The 13807-nt window shown below is 69.7% G+C and carries 11 protein-coding genes; 7 read left to right on the top strand and 4 right to left on the bottom strand.

What is annotated here, in order from left to right; all coding sequences use genetic code 11:
• Window positions 1-163 precede the first annotated feature (163 nt).
• The 3 genes from FGD71_RS36505 to FGD71_RS36495 all read left to right on the top strand — a co-directional run bounded on the left by FGD71_RS36505 (window position 164) and on the right by FGD71_RS36495 (window position 5520).
• Window positions 164-1522, top strand: a complete 1359-nt coding sequence (locus FGD71_RS36505) for a sensor histidine kinase (RefSeq protein WP_181359348.1) — start codon at window positions 164-166, stop codon at window positions 1520-1522.
• A complete protein-coding gene (locus FGD71_RS36500; RefSeq protein ID WP_119104834.1) occupies window positions 1519-2202 on the top strand; it encodes a response regulator in 684 nt (227 codons plus the stop codon). The genes FGD71_RS36505 and FGD71_RS36500 overlap by 4 nt, the downstream gene beginning before the upstream one ends.
• Before the next feature lie 156 nt (window positions 2203-2358).
• Window positions 2359-5520, top strand: coding sequence for an efflux RND transporter permease subunit (locus FGD71_RS36495; protein ID WP_119104833.1), 3162 nt, complete (start codon window positions 2359-2361; stop codon window positions 5518-5520).
• 77 nt (window positions 5521-5597) lie between these two features.
• Here FGD71_RS36495 and nadA read toward each other — a convergent pair whose 3' ends face one another.
• Window positions 5598-6782, bottom strand: coding sequence for a quinolinate synthase NadA (gene nadA, locus FGD71_RS36490; protein WP_119104836.1), 1185 nt, complete (start codon window positions 6780-6782; stop codon window positions 5598-5600).
• Between the two features lie 320 nt (window positions 6783-7102).
• On the opposite strand from nadA, the gene FGD71_RS36480 reads away from it, so the two are divergent.
• Window positions 7103-7459, top strand: coding sequence for a HesB/IscA family protein (locus FGD71_RS36480; protein ID WP_119104832.1), 357 nt, complete (start codon window positions 7103-7105; stop codon window positions 7457-7459).
• 180 nt (window positions 7460-7639) lie between these two features.
• On the opposite strand, the gene FGD71_RS36475 is transcribed toward FGD71_RS36480, so the two are convergent.
• Together FGD71_RS36475 and FGD71_RS36470 are read right to left on the bottom strand one after the other, a co-directional pair.
• Window positions 7640-9184, bottom strand: a complete 1545-nt coding sequence (locus FGD71_RS36475) for a hypothetical protein (protein ID WP_420878383.1) — start codon at window positions 9182-9184, stop codon at window positions 7640-7642.
• Window positions 9185-9357: 173 nt separating this feature from the next.
• Window positions 9358-9567 carry a hypothetical protein gene (locus tag FGD71_RS36470; RefSeq protein ID WP_119104831.1) on the bottom strand — a complete coding sequence of 70 codons (210 nt, stop codon included), beginning with the start codon at window positions 9565-9567 and terminating at the stop codon, window positions 9358-9360.
• Between the two features lie 153 nt (window positions 9568-9720).
• Here FGD71_RS36470 and FGD71_RS36465 point away from each other — a divergent pair, with 153 nt between their 5' ends.
• Window positions 9721-10695 carry a carbohydrate kinase family protein gene (locus FGD71_RS36465; RefSeq protein WP_119104830.1) on the top strand — a complete coding sequence of 325 codons (975 nt, stop codon included), beginning with the start codon at window positions 9721-9723 and terminating at the stop codon, window positions 10693-10695.
• An 87-nt stretch (window positions 10696-10782) separates the two neighbouring features.
• On the opposite strand, the gene FGD71_RS36460 is transcribed toward FGD71_RS36465, so the two are convergent.
• Window positions 10783-12165 (bottom strand): cysteine desulfurase/sulfurtransferase TusA family protein, encoded by a 1383-nt coding sequence (locus FGD71_RS36460; RefSeq protein WP_119104829.1) that lies wholly within the window; start codon window positions 12163-12165, stop codon window positions 10783-10785.
• 368 nt (window positions 12166-12533) lie between these two features.
• Here FGD71_RS36460 and ctaC point away from each other — a divergent pair, with 368 nt between their 5' ends.
• A complete protein-coding gene (gene ctaC, locus FGD71_RS36455; RefSeq protein WP_119104828.1) occupies window positions 12534-13493 on the top strand; it encodes an aa3-type cytochrome oxidase subunit II in 960 nt (319 codons plus the stop codon).
• The coding region (locus FGD71_RS36450; RefSeq protein WP_181359347.1) for a cbb3-type cytochrome c oxidase subunit I at window positions 13490-13807 on the top strand (318 nt) is incomplete at its 3' end. The genes ctaC and FGD71_RS36450, both read left to right, overlap by 4 nt.

Genomic DNA, 13807 nt, shown 5'->3' with positions numbered 1-13807 from the left:
GGCCGCAAGGCCGATAGCGGGGGTCTGGGGGCGCAGCCCCCAGGAACGGGATGGGACGGGTAGGGGCGGCGGGGGCGAAAACCCTCGGTACCCGGCCCACACACAGCACCGGGTACCCCTCCCACCAGTTCCGCCCCCGGCAGGGGCCCCGTACGGTAAGCGCGTGAGCACACTCGAGCGCACCCGGGACCGGCTGCGGGCGTACCCGCTGGTCGTGGACGGGGCGTTGGCGGCAGGAGTCCTGACGTGCATGGTGGTGGCGTCGTTCGCCGCCCCGGACGGCCACGGCGGGAAGACCTGGGGCACGCGAGAACCGGACGCGATCGGCCTCACCCTGATGGCGATGGCCGCTCTCACCCTGGTCCCGCGCCGCCGCGCCCCCATGGCGGTGCTCGCCGCGACGGGCGCCCTCTCCCTCCTGGAATTCGCGACCGGCGACCCACGGGCCCCCGTGGTGATGTCCGCCGTGGTCGCCCTCTACACGGTGGCGTCGACGACCGACCGGCCCACGACATGGCGGGTCGGGCTGCTCACCATGACCGTCCTGACCGGGATCGCGATGCTCGTCGGCCCCCTGCCCTGGTACGCCCAGGAAAACCTCGGCATCTTCGCCTGGACGGGCATGGCCTCCGCCGCGGGCGACGCGGTGCGCAGCCGCCGCGCCTTCGTGCACGCGATCAGGGAGCGCGCCGATCGCGCCGAGCGCACCCGTGAGGAAGAGGCCCGCCGCCGGGTGGCCGAGGAGCGGCTGCGGATCGCCCGGGATCTGCACGATGTCGTCGCGCACCACATCGCGCTCGTCAATGTGCAGGCCGGGGTCGCCGCCCACGTCATGGACAAGCGCCCCGACCAGGCCAAGGAGGCGCTCGCCCACGTCCGCGAGGCCAGCCGCTCCGCGCTCAACGAACTCCGCGCCACCGTCGGTCTGTTGAGGCAGTCCGGTGATCCCGAGGCCCCCACCGAGCCGGCCCCCGGCCTGGACCGCCTCGACGAACTCGTCGGGACCTTCCGCAACGCGGGCCTGCCCGTCGAGGTCGCTCGCACCGACCACGGCACCGCACTGCCCGCCGCCGTCGACCTGGCCGCGTACCGGGTCATCCAGGAAGCCCTCACCAATGTGCGCAAGCACGCGGGTGCGGAGGCGAAGGCCGAGGTCAGCGTCGTACGCGTGGGGCCGAACGTGGAGATCACCGTGCTGGACAACGGGCCGGGCGACAACGCGGCGGCCCCGCAGGACGGGCAGGACGGGCAGGACGGGAACGGGGGGCATGGACTGCTCGGCATGCGCGAGCGGGTCACCGCGCTCGGCGGCACCTGCACGGCCGGACCCCGCTACGGAGGCGGCTTCCGGGTCCATGCGATCCTGCCCGTCAACAACGGCACCGTGGACGCGGTGTCCACGACCAGCGCGTCCACGACCAGCGCGTCCACGACCAGCGCGTCCACGACCAGCGCGTCAACGAACAGGGCGTCCACCACCACGGCACGCCCGACCACGGCACCCACGGGGGACCCCGCATGACCATCCGTGTCCTGCTCGCCGACGACCAGGCGCTGCTGCGGAGCGCGTTTCGCGTCCTGGTCGACTCCGAGCCCGACATGGAGGTCGTGGGGGAGGCCTCGGACGGCGCGGAGGCGGTGCGGCTGGCGCGCGAGGAACGGGCCGACGTCGTCCTGATGGACATCCGTATGCCCGGTACCGACGGCCTCGCCGCCACCCGGATGATCAGCGCCGACCCGGGCCTGGTCCATGTACGCGTGGTCATGCTGACGACCTTTGAGGTCGACGAGTACGTCGTGCAGTCGCTGCGGGCCGGGGCCTCCGGTTTCCTCGGCAAGGGCTCGGAGCCCGACGAACTGCTGAGCGCCATCCGGGTGGCGGCGGGCGGTGAGGCACTGCTGTCGCCGGCGGCCACCAAGGGGCTGATCGCCAGGTTCCTCGCGCAGGGCGACGGAGCGGACGAGGACCGGGACCCCGCCCGCGCCGAGCGGCTCGAGGCGCTGACCGGGCGGGAGCGCGAGGTCCTCGTCCAGGTCGCGGGCGGGCTCTCGAACGACGAGATCGCCGAGCGGCTGGAGGTCAGCCCGCTCACGGTGAAGACGCACGTCAACCGGGCCATGGCCAAGCTGGGCGCCCGCGACCGGGCCCAACTGGTCGTCATCGCCTACGAGTCCGGGCTGGTACGTCCAAGGGTGGACTGAGCCCGGCCCGGGCCTACTGCGCCTGGAGTATGCGTCGCATAAGGAATGGGCCTGCGGGGCGACGGATCAGTGGTCGCGGGTGGCTCAAGGTGTAGGGGTGGGCGCTCACATGTGCCCTGCCCGCCGCTCCCGTGACAGAAGAGAGATCCGCAACCCATGTCCTGGCTGTCCAGGTTCAGCCTCGCACAACGGGCCCTCATAGGGCTGATGTCGATCGTCGCGCTCGCCTTCGGAGCGGTCGCGATCCCCCAGCTCAAGCAGCAGTTGCTGCCCACCATCGAACTTCCCATGGTCTCGGTGCTGGCGCCGTACCCGGGCGCGGCTCCCGACGTGGTCGAGAAGCAGGTCGTCGAACCCATCGAGGACAACCTCGAATCGGTGGACGGTATTTCGGGTGTCACCTCCACCGCCAGCGAGGGCAACGCCCTGATCATGGCGTCCTTCGACTACGGCAACGACACCAAGCAGCTCGTCGCCGACGTCCAGCAGGCCGTCAACCGGGCCCGCGTCCAGCTCCCGGACGACGTGGACCCTCAGGTGGTCGCCGGTTCCACGGACGACATGCCGACCGTCGTGCTCGCCGTCACCTCCGACAAGGACCAGCAGGCCCTGTCGGACCAACTCGACCGCACGGTGGTGCCCGAGCTGCGGGACATCGACGGCGTCGGCCAGGTCACGGTCGACGGCGTACGGGATCTCGAGGTCACGGTCACACCCGACGACGCCGAGTTGGCGCGCGCCGGTATCTCACCGGGCGTCCTCGGCCAGGCCCTTCAGGCGGGCGGCGCGACCGTCCCGGCCGGCTCGTTCGACGAGGACGGCAGCAACCGCACCGTCCAGGTCGGCGGTGGCTTCACCTCCCTCAAGCAGATCCAGAACCTGATGGTCACCGGCGAGGGCGTCAAGAAGCCCGTACGTCTCGGTGACGTCGCCACGGTCGAGGAGCAGCCCGCCAAGGCGGAGTCCATCACCCGCACCGACGGCAAGCCCAGCCTCTCCGTGGCGGTGACGATGGACCACGACGGCAGCGCCGTCGCCATCTCCGAGGCGGTCCAGGACAAGCTGCCCGGCCTGCGGGGGGACCTCGGCTCGGGCTCGGAGATCACCGTCGTCAGCGACCAGGGCCCGGCGGTCTCCAAGTCCATCGACGGTCTCACCACGGAGGGCGCGCTCGGTCTGCTCTTCGCGGTCCTGATCATCCTGGTGTTCCTGGCGTCGATCCGCTCGACCCTGGTCACGGCGGTGTCCATCCCGCTGTCGGTGGTCCTCGCGCTGATCGTCCTGTGGACCCGGGACCTCTCGCTCAACATGCTGACCCTCGGCGCGCTGACCATCGCGATCGGCCGTGTCGTCGACGACTCGATCGTGGTCCTGGAGAACATCAAGCGGCACCTCGGCTACGGCGAGGAGCGTCAGGAGGCGATCCTCAAGGCGGTCCGTGAGGTCGCCGGCGCGGTCACCTCCTCCACCCTGACGACGGTCGCCGTCTTCCTGCCCATCGGTCTGACCGGCGGCATGGTGGGCGAGCTGTTCGGCTCGTTCAGCCTGACGGTGACGGCCGCGCTGCTGGCCTCGCTGCTCGTCTCGCTGACGGTGGTACCGGTGCTCTCGTACTGGTTCCTGCGCGCCCCCAAGGGCACGCCCGAGGACGCCGACGAGGCGCGCCGCAAGGCCGAGGAGAAGGAGGCCCGCAGCCGCCTCCAGCGCTCGTACGTCCCTGTCCTGCGCTTCGCCACCCGGCGCCGCTTCACCAGCGTGGCGATCGCGGTGGTCGTCCTCATCGGTACGTTCGCCATGGCGCCGCTGCTGAAGACGAACTTCTTCGACCAGGGCGAGCAGGAAGTCCTCACCGTCAAGCAGGAGCTGAAGCCCGGCACCAGCCTGGCCGCGACCGACGCGCAGGCCAAGAAGGTCGAGAAGATGCTCGACGGTGTCGACGGCGTCGAGGACTACCAGGTCACGATCGGCTCGTCCGGATTCCTGGCCGCGTTCGGCGGGGGCACGGACAGCAACCAGGCCTCGTACACGGTCAAGGTCGCGGGCTCGGCTTCGTACGAGGACGTCCAGGACCGGATCGAGGAGGGGCTGGGCAAGCTGTCCGGGATCGGAACGACGACGATCGCGGCCGGTGACGGTTTCGGCTCCCAGGACCTGAGCGTGGTCGTCAAGGCCGCCGACGCGAAGGTGCTGCGCGAGGCGTCGGAGGAGGTGCGGGACGCGGTCGCCGGGCTCGACGGCGTCACGGACGTGAACAGCGACCTCGCGCAGTCCGTGCCGCGGATCTCCGTCAAGGCCAACGACAAGGCCGCGTCGGCCGGGTTCAACGACACGACCCTCGGCGCCGCCGTCGCCCAGGCGGTGCGCGGCACCACCAGCGGCAAGGCGCTCCTGGACGACACCGAGCGGGACGTGGTGATCAAGTCGGCGAAGCCGGCCCGGACGCTGGACGAGTTGAAGAAGCTCCCGATGGGGCCCGGTGTGAAGCTCGGTGACATCGCCACCGTCGAGCTGGTCGACGGTCCGGTCTCGATGACCAGGATCGACGGGCAGCGCGCCGCCACCATCTCGGCGAAGCCGACGGGCGACAACACGGGTGCGGTGAGCGCCGACCTCACGTCGAAGCTCGACGCGCTGAAGCTGCCGGACGGCGCGACGGCGGAGATCGGCGGTGTCTCCCAGGACCAGGACGACGCGTTCGCGTCCCTCGGCCTGGCGATGCTCGCGGCGATCGCGATCGTCTTCATGCTGCTGGTCGCGACCTTCCGGTCCCTCGTCCAGCCGCTGATCCTGCTGGTGTCGATCCCGTTCGCGGCGACCGGCGCGATCGGCCTGCTGGTCGCCACGGGCACCCCGATGGGTGTCCCGGCGATGATCGGCATGCTGATGCTCATCGGCATCGTGGTCACGAACGCGATCGTCCTGATCGACCTGATCAACCAGTACCGCAGGCAGGGTTACGGAGTCGTCGAGGCCGTGCTGGAAGGCGGCCGCCACCGGCTGCGGCCGATCCTGATGACGGCGCTGGCGACGATCTTCGCCCTGCTCCCGATGGCCCTGGGCGTCACGGGCGAGGGCGGCTTCATCGCCCAGCCCCTGGCGGTGGTGGTGATCGGCGGCCTGATCACGTCGACGCTGCTGACCCTCCTCCTGGTGCCCACGCTCTACGCGATGGTCGAACTCCGCAAGGAGCGCCGGGCCAAGAAGAAGGCGGCAAAGCGGGCGAAGAAGGCGGGGATCACGCCGGAGGCCGCATCGGAGTCCGGCGCATCGGAGTCCAGCGAATCGGAGTCCGGCGAGCCGGAGCCTGCACAGGTCTGACCGGTCCGTACGAACTACGCGACAAGGGGCGCCCCTCAGCCAGAGGGGCGCCCCTTGTCACGTATGCATGACCCGGGTTACGGAAGAGCCAGCATCCGCTCCAGTGCCAGCTTCGCGAACTGCTCGGTCTCCCGGTCGACCTCGATGCGGTTCACGAGGTTGCCCTCGGCGAGGGACTCCAGGGCCCAGACGAGGTGGGGGAGGTCGATGCGGTTCATGGTGGAGCAGAAGCAGACCGTCTTGTCGAGGAAGACGACCTCCTTGTCCTCGGCGGCGAAGCGGTTCGCCAGGCGGCGTACGAGGTTCAGCTCCGTCCCGATCGCCCACTTGGAACCGGCGGGCGCCGCCTCCAGGGTCTTGATGATGTGCTCCGTGGACCCCACATAGTCCGCGGCGGCCACGACCTCGTGCTTGCACTCGGGGTGAACGAGCACATTGACGCCCGGGATCCGCGCGCGCACGTCCTCCACGCTCTCCACCGAGAAGCGCCCGTGCACCGAGCAGTGGCCGCGCCAGAGGATCATCTTCGCGTCGCGCAACTGCTCGGCGGTCAGGCCGCCGTTCGGCTTGTGCGGGTTGTAGAGGACGCAGTCGTCGAGCGACATCCCCATGTCCCGCACCGCGGTGTTCCGCCCCAGGTGCTGGTCGGGCAGGAAGAGCACCTTCTCGCCCTGCTCGAAGGCCCACTCCAGGGCACGCTTGGCGTTCGACGACGTGCAGATCGTGCCGCCGTGCTTGCCCGTGAACGCCTTGATGTCCGCGGACGAGTTCATGTACGAGACCGGCACGACCTGCTCGGCGATCCCGGCCTCGGTCAGCACGTCCCAGCACTCGGCGACCTGCTCGGCGGTGGCCATGTCGGCCATGGAGCAGCCGGCCGCGAGGTCGGGCAGGACCACCTTCTGGTCGTCGGAGGTCAGGATGTCCGCCGACTCGGCCATGAAGTGCACACCGCAGAAGACGATGTACTCGGCCTCGGGCCGCGCCGCCGCGTCCCGGGCCAGCTTGAAGGAGTCCCCGGTGACATCCGAGAACTGGATGACCTCGTCGCGCTGGTAGTGGTGGCCGAGCACGAAGACCTTGTCCCCGAGCTTCTCCTTGGCCGCGCGGGCACGCTCCACCAGGTCCGGGTCGGACGGCGAGGGCAGGTCACCGGGACACTCGACACCCCGCTCGCTCCTGGGGTCGGCCTCACGGCCGAGCAACAGCAGGGCGAGGGGCGTCGGCTGTACGTCGAGCTCCTGGGTCTGGGCGGTGGTCACGACACGCACCCTTTCTGTTCTGCGGCTCGCTTGAATCACCTGGAACGATCAAGCGGAACAAGCCTTTTCGTCGAAATGACGCGATCTATCATAACCTCTTCACGTCACGTTGACGATGCCCATAACGTCGATGTGACGTGAATCCCGATGGCGCTCCGACGGGGTTGTCCACAGGACGTTTTCCGCTCGCAATCGCATGTGCGAGCATGAGGAGGGAGAAACGAGAACCGAAAGACACGTGCTCGGCCCGGAATGAATCCGCGGCCCCGTCGGTTGCACCCGTCGGCAAGCAGTCTCCGTACAACCCGGGAGAGAAGCAGATGTCCGTATCGGACGAGACCACCACCGTGAGCGACGGCATCCTCCTGTCGGACGCCGCCGCGGCCAAGGTCAAGGCCCTGCTCGACCAGGAAGGCCGCGACGACCTGGCACTGCGCGTCGCTGTTCAGCCCGGCGGCTGCTCCGGCCTGCGGTACCAGCTCTTCTTCGACGAGCGCTCCCTCGACGGCGACGTCGTCAAGGAGTTCGGCGGCGTGAAGGTTGTCACCGACCGCATGAGCGCTCCGTACCTGGGTGGCGCCTCCATCGACTTCGTGGACACCATCGAGAAGCAGGGCTTCACGATCGACAACCCGAACGCGAGCGGGTCCTGCGCCTGCGGCGACTCCTTCAACTAAGCCTGAGCCTTCTGCTTGGCCCGGTCGGCGCGCCCAAGCGCCGGCGGAACCTCTGCGGAAGCATCCAGCGACGCAGAAAGGCGGCGCCCCCTCCGACGGGGCGCCGCCTTCGCGCATCCTCGGCCACGCTCCAGCCACGTACACGCGGCCGAGGATCCACGCCTGTGTGATACTCGTGCGCTACTTGGCCGGCGGCTGCTTGGGCAGATCCTTCTCCAGCGGCAACGCCTTGCCGTCCGTGCCGGCGACCTCGCGGTCCCCGAGGGGCTCCTTGAGTTCGACCGTCTCGTGGAAGGTCTTGGCGATCATGATGCAGACCTTGCCCTTCAACGGCTTCTCGGTCACCCGGACCGTGACGGTGTCGCCGCTCTCCTTCGCCGACGCCGAGTAGTCGCTGCACACACCGCCCGTGAAGCGCACGGTCAGCTTCTTGCCGTCCGCGCTGTAGCCCTCGACCTTGACGTCCCGCTCCTCCGGCGCCGTGCTCGGCTCGTCCCCGGGCTCATCCGGCTTCCCCGACTCACTCGGCCGCGGACTCGGCTGCTCCGGAGCGGTCAGATACTCCGGCTCGACCGCCGGATGCGTCACCGTGAAGCTTTCCTTGGCCCCCTCGGGCCGTATTTCGAAGAGCCAGGACGGCACCAGCGCCTGCCGTCCGTCCACGAAGTGCGAGGCCAGACCGAAGGTGGCGCCTTCGACGACGACCTCGTCGGACTTGGACTCGGACTTCGAGGGCGTCCGCTCGCACGGCGCCTCGTTCTTGTCCTTCGTGGGAACGGAGGCGGTGCAGCCGCCGATGCCCACGCGCCCGCCGCCCGCTCCGGACTCGTTCAGCAGGTCGAGTGTCTTCCGCGCGCCGAGGACGGGATACGTGTCCCCCTTCACCGGCTTCTTCAACTCGCCGCTGCCGCCCACCACTTGACCGTCCGCGCCGACCTGGACACTGGTCGTCCAGCCGTACGTCGGCAGGCCGCCGAACTCCGGATCGGCGTTCACCACCCGGATGGCGCCCACGAGCTCGCTCACGTCGAGCTTGGCGTCGTCCTGGCCGATCGCCTTGAGGACGGGTGCGGCCGCCTTCTTCGCGGCGTCCACGCTCACCGGATCGCCCTCGGCGTCCGCGGAGCCCTGGGGGGCCTCGGAGTTTCCGTCGCTCGCGCAGACCGTGGTGCTCCGGCAGTCGTCGGTGCCGGCCGCGAAGCGGCTGAACGTCCAGATGCCCGGCGCCTTCTTGTTCACCTGGAGACTCGGACCGGAACCGTCCTTGGTGCCCCCGACCTTCCAGGCGTCACCCTCCGCCGCCGGCTTGCCCTCCACATCGAGGGCCTTCGCCAGTGCGGCCACCTCGGCCGTCGTGACCTCGCCCTTCGCGCGGTAGACCGGCGCGGACGAGGGGCCGTCGGGCAGCTTGCCGTCGGCCCGGTACGTCACGCCGTTCGGGTCGGGCTCGCCGGGCGCGATGCCGTTCGTGCCGCTCTCGGTGTAGCCGTCCAGGGCGAGCGGCGGCGGAGTGCTGTCGCCTCCCGGCGTACCGGAGCCGCCCCGGTCGTCGCCGCCACCGGACGCCGTCGTGGCGATGTACGCCCCGCCGCCCCCGATGAGCAGTACGGCGGCCGCGACCGAGGCGACGGCCACCGGGGTACGCCGCAGGCGCGGCCGGGCCGCTTCGTCATCGGGTCGCTCGGTGTTCACCGCATCGCTCCTTCTACCGCACCGCGGTCCCATGAGACCCGGCCCCGAACCAGGTCAGGGCACGTCAGGGTCGTATCCGGTATCCCCTGTACGGGGGACAGCCATGGGACGCGGCGGGGGAGCGCACGGTTCCCTGCGGGCGCCTTTTCTCTGCGGGCGCCCTCTCTGTGCGGGCGCCTCGCCCTGCGCGCGCCCTTTCCAGTCTGCTAGTCGCCGTACTCGGACATCGCGTCCAGGAGCCGCGCGGAGGTCTGGGGGACGGTCACGCCGTGGATGAGTGACGGAGACACCGGGCGGGGAGTGATCCGGGCGGGTGCGGTCCAGTGCGGCACCATCCGGGCGCAGTCACCGCGCAGCTCCGCGAGGCCGCCTTCGGGGTCGAGCGGAGCGGGGCCGTGGATCTTGAGGTTCGTCATAACGAAACCGTATGCACGGTGAGCCCTACGGAAAAAGCCCTACTATCGGGTAGTTCTGCCCAGAAGTGGAGGTGGGGGATCGACTCGACAGCAGGGGCCGACCCGATAGCGTGAACTGTCAATGCCCCTCCTCGCAGGAGTGTGTTCCTAGCCGTGCGTATCGCAGTCACCGGCTCCATCGCCACTGATCACCTCATGACCTTCCCCGGCCGTTTCTCGGACCAGCTGGTCGCGGACCAGCTGCACACGGTCTCCCTGTCCTTCCTGGTCGACAACCTGGACGTACGCCGGGGCGGCGTGGGCGCGAACATCGCCTTCGGCATGGGCCAGCTCGGCTCCTCGCCGATCCTGGTCGGAGCCGCGGGCGCCGACTTCGACGAGTACCGGGCCTGGCTGGACCGGCACGGCGTCGACACCGAGTCCGTACGCATCTCCGAGGTGCTGCACACCGCGCGCTTCGTCTGCACGACGGACGCCGACCACAACCAGATCGGCTCCTTCTATGCCGGTGCCATGAGCGAGGCCCGGCTGATCGAGCTCAAGGCGGTCGCCGACCGCGTGGGCGGTCTCGACCTCGTCGTCATCGGCGCCGACGACCCCGAGGCGATGCTCCGGCACACCGAGGAGTGCCGCTCGCGCGGGATCCCGTTCGCGGCCGACTTCTCCCAGCAGATCGCGCGCATGGGCGGCGAGGAGATCAGGATCCTGCTGGACGGGGCGACGTACCTCTTCTCCAACGAGTACGAGAAGGGGCTCATCGAGTCCAAGACCGGCTGGTCGGACGCCGAGATCCTCGCCAAGGTCGGCCACCGCGTGACCACGCTCGGCGCGCGCGGTGTACGCATCGAGTCCGCGGGCGAGGACCCGGTCGAGGTCGGTGTCCCCGAGGAGACGGGGAAGGCGGACCCGACGGGTGTCGGCGACGCGTTCCGTGCGGGCTTCCTCTCGGGCCTGGTCTGGGGTGTCTCGCACGAGCGCGCCGCCCAGGTCGGCTGCATGCTCGCCACGCTCGTCATCGAGACCGTCGGCACCCAGGAGTACGAGCTCCGCCGCACCCATTTCCTGGACCGCTTCACCAAGGCGTACGGCCATGAGGCGGCGTCGGAGGTCCAGGCGCACCTCGTGTAGGGCACCTTGCGCAGGCGCTCCGCTGGATGATCGTTGGAGCGGTGTGGGGGGTGGGATACCGCGTATCCCACCCCTTACGAGAGCCGCTTACGACAGCCGCCGCACCACGTACGCCGCGCCCCGCTCCTCCGGCTCCTCCCCGACGTACTCCTGTCCCCGCATCGCGCACCACGCCGGGATGTCCAGGCGGGCCGCCTCGTCGTCGGAGAGGACGCGGATCGTTCCGCCGAGGGGTACGTCGCCGATCACCTTGGCGAGCTCGATGACCGGGATGGGGCAGCGCTTGCCGAGGGCGTCCACGACGAGGGTGTCCTCGGCGGCGGGCGCCTTCGGTGCGTGGACCGGCGCACCCAGCTTCTCGCGGACCGCCGAGACCGCGCCCGGCAGCACCTCCAGGAAGCGATCCACGTCCTCCGCGGGCGTGCCCAGCGGCAGTGACACCCGGACGTTGCCCTCCGTCAGCACCCCCATGGCCTTCAGGACGTGGCTGGGTGTCAGCGTGCTGCTCGTGCAGGACGATCCGGACGACACGGAGAAACCCTCGCGGTCCAGCTCGTGCAGCAATGTCTCTCCGTCGACATAGAGACAGGAGAAGGTGAGCAGGTGAGGGAGCCGGTGCACCGGGTCGCCCACCACCTCCACATCCGGGACCAGTTCCGGCACCCGCGCGCGGATCCGGTCCGTCAGCTCCCGCAGACGGGCCGACTCGGCGGCCGCCTCCGCGCGTACGGCACGCAGCGCGGCCGCCGCGGCGACGATCCCCGGGATGTTCTCGAAGCCGGGAGCACGCCCCGACTCCCGTTCGTCGACGGGGCCTTGAGGCGCGTACCGAACTCCCTTGCGCACGACGAGAAGTCCGACACCGGGTGGGCCGCCCCATTTGTGGGCGCTGCCCGTCAGGAGGGACCAGTCGCCCTCGACCGGCCCCCAGGCCAGCGACTGCGCCGCGTCGACCAGTAGGGGTACACCCGCCTCGCGGCATGCGGCGGCGACCGCGGCGACCGGCTGCTCCGTGCCCACCTCGTGGTTGGCCGACTGGAGGCAGGCGAGCGCGGTGTCGGGACGGAGGGCGCCGGCGTACGCGTCGGAGGAGACGGCGCCCGCGCGCGAAACGGGCACTTCGGTCACCGAGCCGCCCTCGGCCTGGTGGACCTGGGCCGCGTGAAGCACCGAAGAGTGTTCGACGGCGGACACGATCAGGTGACGTCCGGCCCGGCGGCGCCCGGCCAGTGCCCCGGTGATCCCGGAGTGCACGGCCCGTGTACCGGAGGAGGTGAAGACCAGCTCGTCCGGGCGGCAGCCCACCGAGTCGGCGGCCGCCTCGCGCGCCGCGTCGAGCAGCCGCCGGGCGCGCCGGCCCTCCCGGTAGAGGCGGGCGGGGTCGGCCCACCCCTCGTCGAGCGAGGCCTGCAGGGCCTGCCGGGCGACGGGGTGCAGGGGAGAGGAGGAGGCGGCGTCGAAGTAGGACACATCCCCAACGCTAGCGCTCCGCTGGGGACGGGGTACGGGGGTGGGGCGCGTTGTTCGTACGGAAGGTGCGGGTTGTGCGTGGCTGGTCGCGCCCACGCGGCGGAGCCGCACATGTCGCTGCCCCGCGCCCCTTACGGGGGCGCTGTTGGAGCCGCGTGGTGTCATGGCATTCCGCGTGCGGAATGGGTCGGTCCGGCTCTTTGAGGAGTCGGGCGGCGCGTTGGGTACCCTCCCCGCGTGACCTCAAATTGCGTCCAGTAGGGTTTGGTCCGCATAAACATCCAAACCCCTGCCCGACGCAGGGCGGCGACCGACCAGCGAGAAGGCCGCAGCCAACAGCGCGGGCGAGACTCTCGGGAAGGCGCTACGTGAGTCCCAACGGCTCCGACCGCTCGCCGCGGCGCCCGATGCGGCGGAAGCTGCTGCAGGCACTGACTGCGGGCCTGGTCCTGGCGACCGCCACCGGTTGCACATACAAGGATTTCCCCCGCCTTGGTATGCCCACCCCGACCACGGAAGAGGCTCCGAGGATCCTCTCCCTGTGGCAGGGTTCGTGGGCGGCCGCACTCGCCGTCGGCGTGCTCGTGTGGGGCCTGATCCTGTGGAGCGTCATCTTCCACCGGCGAAGCCGCACCAAGGTCGAGATCCCCCCACAGACCCGGTACAACATGCCGCTCGAGGCGCTGTACACCGTGGTCCCGCTCATCATGGTCTCGGTGTTCTTCTACTTCACCGCGCGCGACGAGGCGAAACTCCTCGACACCGCCAAGAAGCCCGACGTCACGGTCAACGTGGTCGGCTTCCAGTGGAGCTGGTGCTTCAACTACGTCGAGAACGTGCCAGGTTCCAGCGGTGACGCGAAGACCGACAAGAACCTGGACGCGATCCCGAACAAGTGGAAGAACCAGTTCCCGGCCAACGCGGGCGGCGTCTACACCTGCGGCACCCCCGGTGAGGAGAACCCGCAGACCCACAACCCCGGCCCGACCCTCTGGCTCCCCAAGGGCAAGACGGTCCGCTTCGTCCTCACCTCGCGTGACGTCATCCACTCCTTCTGGGTGGTGCCGTTCCTGATGAAGCAGGACGTCATCCCGGGCCACACCAACGCCTTCCAGGTGACCCCCAACCGTGAGGGCACCTTCCTGGGCAAGTGCGCCGAACTGTGCGGCGTCGACCACTCCCGGATGCTCTTCAATGTGAAGGTCGTCTCTCCCGAGCGCTACGAGGCCCACCTCAAGGAGCTCGCCGAGAAGGGCCAGACCGGTTACGTCCCGGCCGGCATTGAGCAGACGGAAGCCGAGAAGAACCGGGAGACGAACCAACTGTGAGCATCCTCAACGAACCTCAGGGTGCCGCCGCGGCTGAAGACTCGTACGAGAACGAGCTGCCGGTGCGGCGCAAGCAGCCCGGTAACGTCGTGGTCAAGTGGCTCACCACCACGGACCACAAGACGATCGGCACGCTGTATCTGGTCACGTCGTTCGCGTTCTTCGTCATCGGCGGCGTGATGGCCCTGCTGATGCGCGCCGAGCTGGCACGTCCGGGCAACCAGCTCATGACGAACGAGCAGTTCAACCAGGCGTTCACGATGCACGGCACGATCATGCTGCTGATGTTCGCGACGCCGCTGTTCGCCGGCTTC

The sequence above is a fragment of the Streptomyces sporangiiformans genome, from assembly GCF_005768555.2.
Taxonomy (GTDB): domain Bacteria; phylum Actinomycetota; class Actinomycetes; order Streptomycetales; family Streptomycetaceae; genus Streptomyces; species Streptomyces sporangiiformans.
Note: the sequence above shows the minus strand (reverse complement) of the source record. Positions and strands in the feature narration are given on the sequence as shown.

What these genes read in the sequence shown, in the direction of transcription:
- FGD71_RS36470 (WP_119104831.1), bottom strand. Translation starts at nt 9,567, where the DNA reads ATGACGAACCTCAAGATCCACGGCCCCGCTCCGCTCGACCCCGAAGGC.
- FGD71_RS36495 (WP_119104833.1), top strand. Translation starts at nt 2,359, where the DNA reads ATGTCCTGGCTGTCCAGGTTCAGCCTCGCACAACGGGCCCTCATAGGG.
- FGD71_RS36500 (WP_119104834.1), top strand. Translation starts at nt 1,519, where the DNA reads ATGACCATCCGTGTCCTGCTCGCCGACGACCAGGCGCTGCTGCGGAGC.
- FGD71_RS36475 (WP_420878383.1), bottom strand. Translation starts at nt 9,184, where the DNA reads ATGGGACCGCGGTGCGGTAGAAGGAGCGATGCGGTGAACACCGAGCGA.
- FGD71_RS36480 (WP_119104832.1), top strand. Translation starts at nt 7,103, where the DNA reads ATGTCCGTATCGGACGAGACCACCACCGTGAGCGACGGCATCCTCCTG.